Here is a 9,280-nt window from a genome sequence, read left to right on the forward strand (position 1 = left end):
AGGCGCTCCTTTGCGCGCTGATCCGAAGAACTGGCTATCCGAGTTGAAGGGAGCGGCCGATGATTTCCTTCATGATCTCGGTCGTGCCGGCGTAGATGCGGGTCACCCGGCTGTCCTGCCAGGCTCGTGCGATGGGGTATTCGAGCATGTAGCCGTACCCGCCGTGGAGCTGGACGCAGGCGTCGGTGACCCGGCCCTGCAGTTCGGTGCACCACCACTTGGCCTTGGCGGCGTCGACGACGGTCAGCTCGCCCGCGTCGAGTGCGACAACGCAGCGATCCAGGTAGTGCTGTGCCACGTCGATCTCGGTGGCCAGCTCGGCGAGCCGGTGCCGAATCACCTGCTGCGATCCGATCGCCGAGCCGAAGGCCTTGCGCTCGCGGACGTAGGCGACAGTCTGGTCGAACGCGGCCGTGGCCTGGGCCAGTCCGGATACCGCGACCGAGATCCTTTCCTGTGCAAGGTTTTTCGTCAGGCCGAAGAAGCCCTCACCCTCGCCGCCGAGCAGATTGGCCGCCGGCACCCGAGCGCCGCGGAAGAAGAGCTCGGCGGTGTCCTGGGCGTGCAGCCCGACCTTGTCGAGTTTGCGGCCGCGTTCGAAGCCGGGGGTGTCGCGTTCGACGACGATCAGGCTGAGACCGCGGTGCTGATGCTCGCCGGTGCGGACCGCGGCGATCACCAGGTCAGCGTTGATGCCGTTGGTGATGAAGGTCTTCGCGCCGTCGATCACGTAGTGGTCGCCGTCGCGGACCGCCTTGGTGGCGATCCCGGACAGATCGGATCCGGTGCCCGGTTCGGTCATGGCGATCGCGGTGATCAGCTCGCCGGAGGCAATGCCCGGAAGCCAGCGGGCCTTCTGCTCCTCGGTGGTGTAGTCGAGGAAGTACGGCAGGCACACATCGTTGTGCAGCGCGGGGCCCAGGATCGCCGGGGAGACTCCCGCGCGGGCCGCTTCCTCCTGCAGGACCACGTTATAGCGGAAGTCGCCGATCCCGGCGCCGCCGAACTCCTCCGGGACGGCGATGCCGAACGCGCCGAGATCGCCGAGCGCAGTGAACAGTTCGCGGGGCACGATGCCCGCGGTGTCCCAGTCCTGGTAGTGGGGCACGACCTCCTTGCCGAGGAAGGCCCGCACGCTCTGTCGATACTCCTCGTGCGCGGAATCGAACAGGATCCGTTTCATTGATGCCTCCGATTGTGTTCGGTAGTTACTGCGGTTGGGGAATGCGCCGGCGCGGGACCCGGCGGTCACATCGCGAACCCGCCGCCGCAGACGAGGGTCTGCCCGCTGACGTAGTCGGACTCCGGGATACAGAGCAGATACACCGAACCCGCGGCGTCGCGCGGTGTGCCGGCGCGGCCGAGCGGGATGCCGCGCTCCATGGCCGATAGCAGGTCGGGATTCACGCCGACCTTGATCTGATTGCCAGCCATGTCGATCATCGCGTCGCCATCGGCCGGGATCTCGGTCAGCCGGGTCTTGATCAGCCCGAATGCAACAGTGTTGACCGTGACGTTGTAGCGGCCCCACTCCTTGGCCAGCGTCTTCGTCAAGCCGGTGACGCCGGCCTTCGCCGCGGCGTAGTTGGCCTGACCGGCGTTGCCGCCGAGCCCGGCGATCGAAGAGATGTTGACGACCTTGCGGCAGGGCACCGCCGCACCGGCCTGCCTGGCCTGCTTCACCGCGGCGGAGATCACCGGCTGAGCGGCGCGCAGGATCCGGAACGGCGCTTTGAGGTGGACGTCGAGGATGGCGTCCCACTGCTCGTCGGTCATCTTCTGCACGACGCTGTCCCAGGTATAGCCGGCATTGTTGACGATGATGTCCAACCCGCCGAACGTCTGCGCGGCCGTCTGCACGAAGCGCTCGGCGAAGCCCTCGTCGGTCACGCTGCCGACACAGGCCACCGCCCGCCCACCGGCGGCCTCGACCGCGGCCACCGTCTGCTCGGCCGGCTCGGCGTCCAGATCGTTGACCACCACGGCGGCGCCGTCTCCGGCCAACTTGAGCGCGATCTCACGGCCGATACCACGGCCCGAACCGGACACGAGCGCGACCTTGCCGTCGAGTTTTCCCATGTGCAGCTAGTCCTTTCAGTGCAGTGCGACGACAGCGTCGCCGATGAGGGTGGGGGTTCCGTCGGCCAGCGCGACCCTCAGCGTGAGCGTGGCCAGGCCGTCCTGGACGGATGTCACGGTCGCGGTGCAGGTCGGCCGACCGTGGACCGGGGTGATCGCGGCGAAACGCACCCGGTAGGAGCGGATCCTGTCCTGCGGAACCCAGCTGGTGAGCACGCGTCCCAGGTAGGCCATCGACAGCATCCCGTGCGCGAACACGTCGTCGAGGCCGGCAGATTTCGCCACGTCGAGGTCGATGTGGATCGGGTTGTGATCGCCGGACGCGACGGCGAAAAGGGCCAATGTGGTCCGGGAGATCGGCGTGACCTCGAGCGCGGGCAGTTCGGTTCCGACCCGGATCTGTGTCGTCCCGGTCATTTCGCCATCTCCGGATTGCGCACGACGATGACGCTGCTCGCCTCGGCGACCAGCTCTTCGCCTCGGCTGATGCCGGTCTGTTTGACAAGGAATTCCAGCGCGCCGCCCTTTTTGCTGTAGACGTCGACGATGCGGGGCTGGAGAGTGAGCGTGTCACCCGCGTGGGCCGGCCGGTGGTAGGTGAATGACTGTTCGCCGTGCAGTACCCGGCGCAAATCCACGCCGAGCGCGGTGAGATAGGCGAACGGGTCGGGCGCCTCCAGCTCGAGGCTGAAGAAGAACGTGGGCGGAACCGGCAGGTCGGGATGGCCCGCCTGTCTGGCCGCCGCCACATCGGTGTAGAGCGGGTCCGTCTCGCCGATGGCCTTGGCGAACAATCGGAGTCGGCCGCGCTCGACATACACGGTGACCGGGTCGAGCGGCAGCTCGAGAGCCGCTGCGGTATCGATCGGCACTGCTCAGCTCACCTTCTCGTACAGCGTCACCACAGCGGCGCCGCCGAGTCCGATGTTGTGTTGCAGCGCCAGATTCACGCCGTCGACCTGCCGCGCCCCGGCCTGGCCGCGCAGCTGCCAGACCAGCTCGGCACACTGCGCCAGACCGGTCGCACCCAGCGGGTGCCCCTTCGACAGCAACCCACCCGAGGGGTTGGTGACCACCCTGCCGCCATAGGTGTTGTCACCGTCGGCGATAAACCTCTCCGCGGTGCCCTCCGGGGTCAGCCCGAGCGCCTCGTAGGTCAGCAACTCGTTGGTGGTGAAGCAGTCGTGCAACTCGACGACCCTCACGTCTTCCGGCCCTATACCCGCGGCCTCGTACACCTGCCCGGCCGCGGCCTTCGACATGTCGTAGCCGACGAGCGTGCGCAGATCCCTATCGGCGAAAGTCGATGGTGAGTCCGTCGTCATCGCCTGTGCGGCGATCGCCACGTCGGTGCGCAGACCGTGCCGGTGGGCGAACTCCGGCGAGCACAGCACCGCCGCGGCCGCGCCGCAGGTGGGCGGGCAACACTGCAGCCGTGTCAGCGGGCCGTAGACGCGAGGCGAGGCCAGCACTTCCTCGACCGTCACCGGATCACGGAACACCGCATACGGGTTGTTCGCCGCATGCCTGCGCGCCTTCACCGCGATCCGGGCGAAAGTGTCCTCGGCCAGGCCGTACTCCTCGGCGTAGGCCGCACCCGCCCCGCCGAAGTACCGGGCCGCGAACGGGGCATCCGATTCACCCTGGACCGCGATCGCCACCTCGTCGAAGCGCGCGAACGGACTCGGACGGTCCTGCCAGTGCGTCGCCAGTGCCCCGGGCTGCATCTGCTCGAACCCGAGCGCCAGGACACAGTCCAGCATTCCGCTCTCGATGGCCTGCCGCGCCAGGAACAGCGCCGAGGAACCGGTCGAGCAGTTGTTGTTCACATTCACGATTGGGATGCCGGTCTGACCCACGCCATACAGTGCAGCCTGACCGCAAGTCGAGTCGCCATACACATAGCCAACATAGGCTTGCTGTACCAACTCATAGTCGATGCCTGCGTCAGCCAGCGCGGCACGTGCTGCTCCGCTGCCTAAAATGTCATATGAAGTGCTGTTCTTTGGTGTCTTGAAGGGAATCATCCCCACGCCCGCGACCGTGACCTGCCCTGCCATCGCTGCTCCAACCATCTGTCATCAACTTGCGATGCAGACTACTTGTGGTTCACTTAACGGGGAAGAGGGGAAGGTCGGGGAAAATCGGACAGAACTTGCCAACCGGATGCCAGACGCCTCTCGAGGTTGGGAAGCGGCGCCGCGGGCGGCCGCGCTTATGTGCCGCAGGCACCTGCGGCACGAGATATCGCCAGGCGGCACCCCTTGATTCGCACCACAGCGCCGCCCTCGGATGCGGTGTGTGCGGTGAATCGCTGGCGCGAGGGTGGTCTGCGCGTGGCGCTCTATGCCGCCCAGCAGCTTGGCGGAGTCCGGACCGCAGTGGGTGTTGTGCGGCGGGTGCTGGGCGTTCAGGTGTCGGACGCCCGATGGGTGGCGGCTTATCGCGCGGGTGTGATGGTTTCAGTGGTCAGGCCCTGGTGAAGGACGGTGGTGATGAAGTCGGGGGCTTGGCGGGTGCCCATGTGGCCTTCGAGGGTGAGTTCCCATGCGGTCTCGGCCAGCCCGCAGAAGGTCGAGGCCAGCCACGTGGCGGGCATATCCACGCGCAGCGCGTCGGCGCGCTGGCCGCTGGCCATGACCGCGACCAGGCGGGTGAAGATGTCCTCGGCGCGTTCGGTCGCCTCTGGTGCGCCCAGCACGTCGGGTTCGACGTAGACCAGGTTCCACAGTTGCGCGAAGGGCCGGTACTCGGTGACGAGCCCGGCCAGGACCTGGTCGGTGAAGGCAGCGTGGGTTTCGGCGGGGGACAGGGCCTGGTCGCAGTCGTCGAGGATCTTGGCGGCCATGGCCTGCACGAGTAGCTGGCGGGTGGGGAACATTCGGGTCAGCGTGGCGCGGCTGATACCCGCGCGGGTGGCGATGACCTGCATCGACGCTCCGCGGTCCTTGGCCAGGACCGGGATCGCCGAGTCCAGCACCTGCGCCGCATCTGTACGCATCGTTGCACGAACTCCATGGGTCTCATTTGACACATCACTGTCTCAATATATTCTATGCCGTATCAACGGTTCATTCTACGAGGTCGCACGACCGGGCCCGCGCGGGCGACGTCTGTGACAGATTGGTTTGGTGGCCATGACGATGCATCGTCGCCGGTTCCTGCAGACCACCGGCCTGTCCGCCCTGGCTCTGCTGGCCCTGTCGGCCTGTAATGACGAACCCGGCACCGTCCCGCCAGGCGAGCGGCGGCGGGTGATCGTCGTCGGCGCCGGGATCGCCGGACTGGCCGCAGCCCGCACCCTGGCCGACCGAGGCCAGGACGTGTTGGTGCTCGAAGCTCGCGACCGGATCGGCGGCCGGATCTGGACCAGTCGTCAATGGTCGGATGTCCCTGTCGATCTCGGCGCGTCCTGGATCCACGGCGTCGACGGCAACCCCATCGCCGATCTGGCCCGCAAGGCGGGTGCGGGCATGGTGTCGACCAGCTACAACAGTGGCACCGAATACGGCACCGCCGGCAAGGAAGTCGACAAGGCCACCGCCGCGGCGATCGAGCACTGGCGCACCCAGATCGCCGAAGCCCTCACCACCGCCCAGGACGAGGCCGACGACGACGAGGCTCGGGATGTGTCGCTGCGAGCCGTGGCCGAGCGCGCGGTGAACTGGCCGGCACTGTCGGCGCCGGACAAGGCACTGGTGTCATCGGTGCTCAACGACTACGAACACGAGTACTCCGGCAGCGTCGATGACCTGTCGAGCCTGCACTTCGACGACGACGACAAGATCAAAGGCAAGGACGTCCTGTTCCCCGCCGGCTACGGCGCGATCACCGACTACCTCGCCAAGGGGCTGACCGTCCACACCGGCGCGGTCGTCACTCGAATCGACTGGAACGACAGTGGTGTCACGGTCACCACCGGTGCCGGCACCTTCGACGGTGACCACGTCGTGGTCACCCTGCCGCTGGGCGTGCTGCAAAGCGGCGCAATCGCATTCGGTCCCGGCCTGCCCGCCGACAAGACCACCGCGATCGGCAAACTGGGCATGGGTGTGCTCGACAAGTGCTACCTGCGGTTCCCCACCAAGTTCTGGCCCGACACCGACTGGCTGACCTACGTGCCCAGCCAGGACAAGGCCGGGCAGTGGGGGCAGTGGATCAACTACGCCGGCGCCGCCGGCCAGCCGATCCTGCTGGGCTTCAACGCCGCCGACTTCGGCCGCACCAGCGAAACCTGGTCCGACACCGACCTCGTCGCCAGTGCCATGGCAACCCTGCGCACCATCTACGGTCCCGGCATCCCCGCGCCCATCGACCACCAGATCACCCGCTGGTCGTCGGATCCGTACGCGCGCGGCTCCTACTCGTTCAACAAGGTCGGCTCCACCCCCGACATGCGCGACCACCTCGCCGCCGACATCGACGACCGCGTCCACTTCGCCGGTGAAGCCACCAGCCGCAAATCCTTCGGCACCGTCCACGGCGCCTACGGCTCCGGCCTGCGCGCCGCCAAGGAAATCACCGGCTAGCGCCCGGGCCCCCAGCGGTTGTCGGTGCGGCAAGAGCGCGCGATCAACCGCTGACGTCGATAAAGCCAGACTCCAACCCTCACCGCCATACCGGTGCCGGGGCGATGGGTTGTGCCCGTCGCCCGGCACCGGCGGCCGGGGCGAGAGCCCGCGTAGCGATGACGAAAACCGTTCCACCCCAAGCGGTTCGCGCGGACCGCGAGCCCCTGCGGATAGATTTTCGAGAAAGAACACCTGATGAATCCGAAGAACCTCCACTCCGCCCTCGCGCTCACCCTTGCCGCAGCCGCGATCACCGCCGGAACCACCGCAACCGCCTGCGCCCAGGATCATGCCGACGCTCCACAGCAGGACATCGCGATCGGCGATGTGTCCGCGGGCATCGGGTACAACGCCACCCTTGTCGATCGCTCGATCGTTTTGCACACCGACGCGGGCCGGTTGCGCACCCATGGCAACCGGTTCGAAATCCTTGATGACACCGGCAATCTCGCGTTCGGCATGCCGCTGACCTACCAACTCGACAACAAGACCTGGCCGATCGCCGCCAGAATCGACTCCGATGCCCGCACCGTCACCCTTACTCCGGTCACGAACCCCGCCACAGCCATCACGGCGGCGGGCGCGCAGCTGACGCCGATCGCTACGCAGGACGAGCTCAACGCGGCACTCGGTGTGGCCGGAACCCAGATCGGCCTGGCCACCGCCATCGGCGGAATGGTCGGCGCCGCACTGGGACTGGGCATCGGCTGCGTCGCCGGAGCCATCGTCGGCACCGCACTCATGCCGCCCGCATTCCTCGCGGGCGCACCCGGCGGCTGTATCGCCGGAGCCGCCCTGGCCGCCGGACTCGGCACCGCCATCGGCACCATCGGAGTCGGTGCCCCCGTCGTGGTCCTCAGCGCCATCCAGACGTTCAACACCCTGACCAACCCACAGAAGTGACTCGCGCCCCGGGCATCCCGAGCACCGTGGGATACCCGGGTAGTGAATCCCGTCGATGTTCGGAAGTTCGAACCACCATGCACCCATCACGCCTGGCGATGGCCCTCGTGGCCACGGCCCTGCTCACCGGATCGGCCACCAGTGTCGCCGCCGCCGACCAGCCCATCCCAGCGGTATCCGCCATCAACGGTATCGACGGCTCGGAACTGGCCGAGCTGGTACGACTGTCCGACCCCGCCACCCTGACCGATCTCCACGACGGTGAGCGGCGCGCGGACCGTATCACCGCCATCCTCGTCGGCAGCCACGATCGCCGCGGGATCTTCGCGGTCTTCTACCGCGAGATCCTGCGCGATGCGAACCCGCTACTGGACGCAGGCGATTTCGACGACCCCCAGTGGGCGCGGGCAGTCAGCATCGAATTCTTCCGGCAATACCTACAGAACCTGCACGGCCACCTCACCGGCGGGCCGGTCACCCCGGGCTGGCAACGCTACTACGCCATGGCCGCCGATCCAGCGCGCTCACCAGGCCGCATCGCCGCCACCGCCCTCGACGCCCACCTGCTCATCGACTTCCCCGCCGCGATCGCCGCCACCGACACCCACGGTGAGCACACCGGCGACTTCTTCACCATCGGTGACTCGCTGATCACCACCACCAACCGCATCACCGACGAACTACAAGCCACCTACGGTGCGAAGCTGGTCGGGTTCTTCGGGCTGTACTTCCTCGGCAGAACCGCGGACCGGCTCATCGGCCCAGGCAACACGAGTCACGTGATGTTCCAGAGCGTACGCGCGACCGCTCTCGCCTCCGGAATCGCCATGCAGAACCAGGCCACCTGCCCGACCGCCCAAGCTGGCATGAACACGCTCTACCACACCGCGGAAGCCGTGTTCGACGGGTTGGAAGCCCTCGGTCAGATCTGAGAACCCACTCGCGCCGGCATCGACGGCCGCGACGGCTCTGTGAGTCCGCGTCCCGTTCCAACCGCTCAACCTGCAGGAAGCCAGCATGACCGCATCGCCGTTGCCCGCCTCGTCGCCATCGGCTTTCCAGGCGTTGTCCCCGGACGACCCTGCCGAGATCGGTGGTTACCGCCTGTGCGCGCGGCTCGGCGCGGGCGGCATGGGCCGTGTTTACCTGGCCTACACCCCCGGCGGGCGCCCGGTCGCGCTCAAGGTGGTCCGGCCCGAGTTCGCCGAGAACAACGAGTTCCGGCACCGCTTCGCCCAAGAGGTCGCCAGCGCCCGCCGCATCCTCGGCCTCTACACCGCCCAGGTGATCGACGCCGGCACCGACGCCACCACCCCATGGCTGGCGACCGCCTTCGTGCCCGGCCCCTCCCTGCACCAGGTCGTCAACCGCCATGGCCCGCTGCCCGAACGCACCGTCGTGCTGCTGTTCGCCGGCATCGCCGAAGCCCTGCAGGCGATCCACTCCGCCGGTGTCGTGCACCGTGACCTCAAGCCCGGCAACGTCCTCATCGCCGCCGACGGCCCCCACGTCATCGACTTCGGCATCGCCCGCGCCACCGACGCCAGCCCACTCACCGGCACCGGCCTGCGCATCGGCTCACCGGGCTTCATGGCCCCCGAGCAAGCCCTGGGACTGCCCGCCACCCCGGCCACCGACGTTTTCGCCCTGGGCGCCCTGATCACCTATGCAGCCTCGGGCACATCCCCGTTCGGCGGCGGGCCCGAGCCCCCCGCCCTCTACCGAGC

General features: G+C 67.6%; 10 protein-coding genes. 4 read left to right on the forward strand and 6 right to left on the reverse strand.

Going from position 1 to position 9,280, the window contains the following annotated elements; genetic code table 11:
* Positions 1-34: 34 nt before the first annotated feature.
* The 6 genes from ACFV4K_RS22060 to ACFV4K_RS22085 form a co-directional block, all read right to left on the reverse strand.
* On the reverse strand, positions 35-1,183 hold the full coding sequence (locus tag ACFV4K_RS22060; protein ID WP_379277273.1) for an acyl-CoA dehydrogenase family protein: 1,149 nt from the start codon (positions 1,181-1,183) through the stop codon (positions 35-37).
* A 65-nt stretch (positions 1,184-1,248) separates the two neighbouring features.
* Positions 1,249-2,079, reverse strand: a complete 831-nt coding sequence (locus ACFV4K_RS22065) for an SDR family NAD(P)-dependent oxidoreductase (protein ID WP_379277275.1) — start codon at positions 2,077-2,079, stop codon at positions 1,249-1,251.
* A 15-nt stretch (positions 2,080-2,094) separates the two neighbouring features.
* The gene (locus ACFV4K_RS22070) at positions 2,095-2,496 is read right to left on the reverse strand and encodes a MaoC/PaaZ C-terminal domain-containing protein (protein WP_379277277.1); all 402 of its coding nucleotides are present in this window, start codon (positions 2,494-2,496) and stop codon (positions 2,095-2,097) included.
* Positions 2,493-2,951 (reverse strand): MaoC family dehydratase N-terminal domain-containing protein, encoded by a 459-nt coding sequence (locus ACFV4K_RS22075; protein WP_379277278.1) that lies wholly within the window; start codon positions 2,949-2,951, stop codon positions 2,493-2,495. Before ACFV4K_RS22075 ends, ACFV4K_RS22070 begins: the two co-directional genes overlap by 4 nt.
* 3 nt (positions 2,952-2,954) lie before the next feature.
* Entirely contained in the window at positions 2,955-4,139 is a 1,185-nt protein-coding gene (locus ACFV4K_RS22080; RefSeq protein WP_379277280.1) for a lipid-transfer protein, read from the reverse strand.
* A 380-nt stretch (positions 4,140-4,519) separates the two neighbouring features.
* Positions 4,520-5,080, reverse strand: a complete 561-nt coding sequence (locus tag ACFV4K_RS22085) for a TetR/AcrR family transcriptional regulator (protein ID WP_379277282.1) — start codon at positions 5,078-5,080, stop codon at positions 4,520-4,522.
* Positions 5,081-5,216: 136 nt separating this feature from the next.
* Here ACFV4K_RS22085 and ACFV4K_RS22090 point away from each other — a divergent pair, with 136 nt between their 5' ends.
* From ACFV4K_RS22090 to ACFV4K_RS22105, 4 genes are all read left to right on the forward strand, one after another.
* Positions 5,217-6,608, forward strand: coding sequence for a flavin monoamine oxidase family protein (locus ACFV4K_RS22090; protein WP_379277283.1), 1,392 nt, complete (start codon positions 5,217-5,219; stop codon positions 6,606-6,608).
* A 237-nt stretch (positions 6,609-6,845) separates the two neighbouring features.
* Complete coding sequence (locus ACFV4K_RS22095; RefSeq protein WP_379277285.1) at positions 6,846-7,553, forward strand: hypothetical protein; 708 nt, start codon at positions 6,846-6,848, stop codon at positions 7,551-7,553.
* Between the two features lie 98 nt (positions 7,554-7,651).
* On the forward strand, positions 7,652-8,485 hold the full coding sequence (locus ACFV4K_RS22100; protein ID WP_379277286.1) for a DUF5995 family protein: 834 nt from the start codon (positions 7,652-7,654) through the stop codon (positions 8,483-8,485).
* Positions 8,486-8,570: 85 nt separating this feature from the next.
* Positions 8,571-9,280 (forward strand): serine/threonine-protein kinase (locus tag ACFV4K_RS22105; protein ID WP_379277288.1); only part of this gene is annotated, 710 nt, incomplete at its 3' end.

The sequence above is a fragment of the Nocardia sp. NPDC059764 genome (assembly GCF_042732555.1).
GTDB lineage: Bacteria > Actinomycetota > Actinomycetes > Mycobacteriales > Mycobacteriaceae > Nocardia.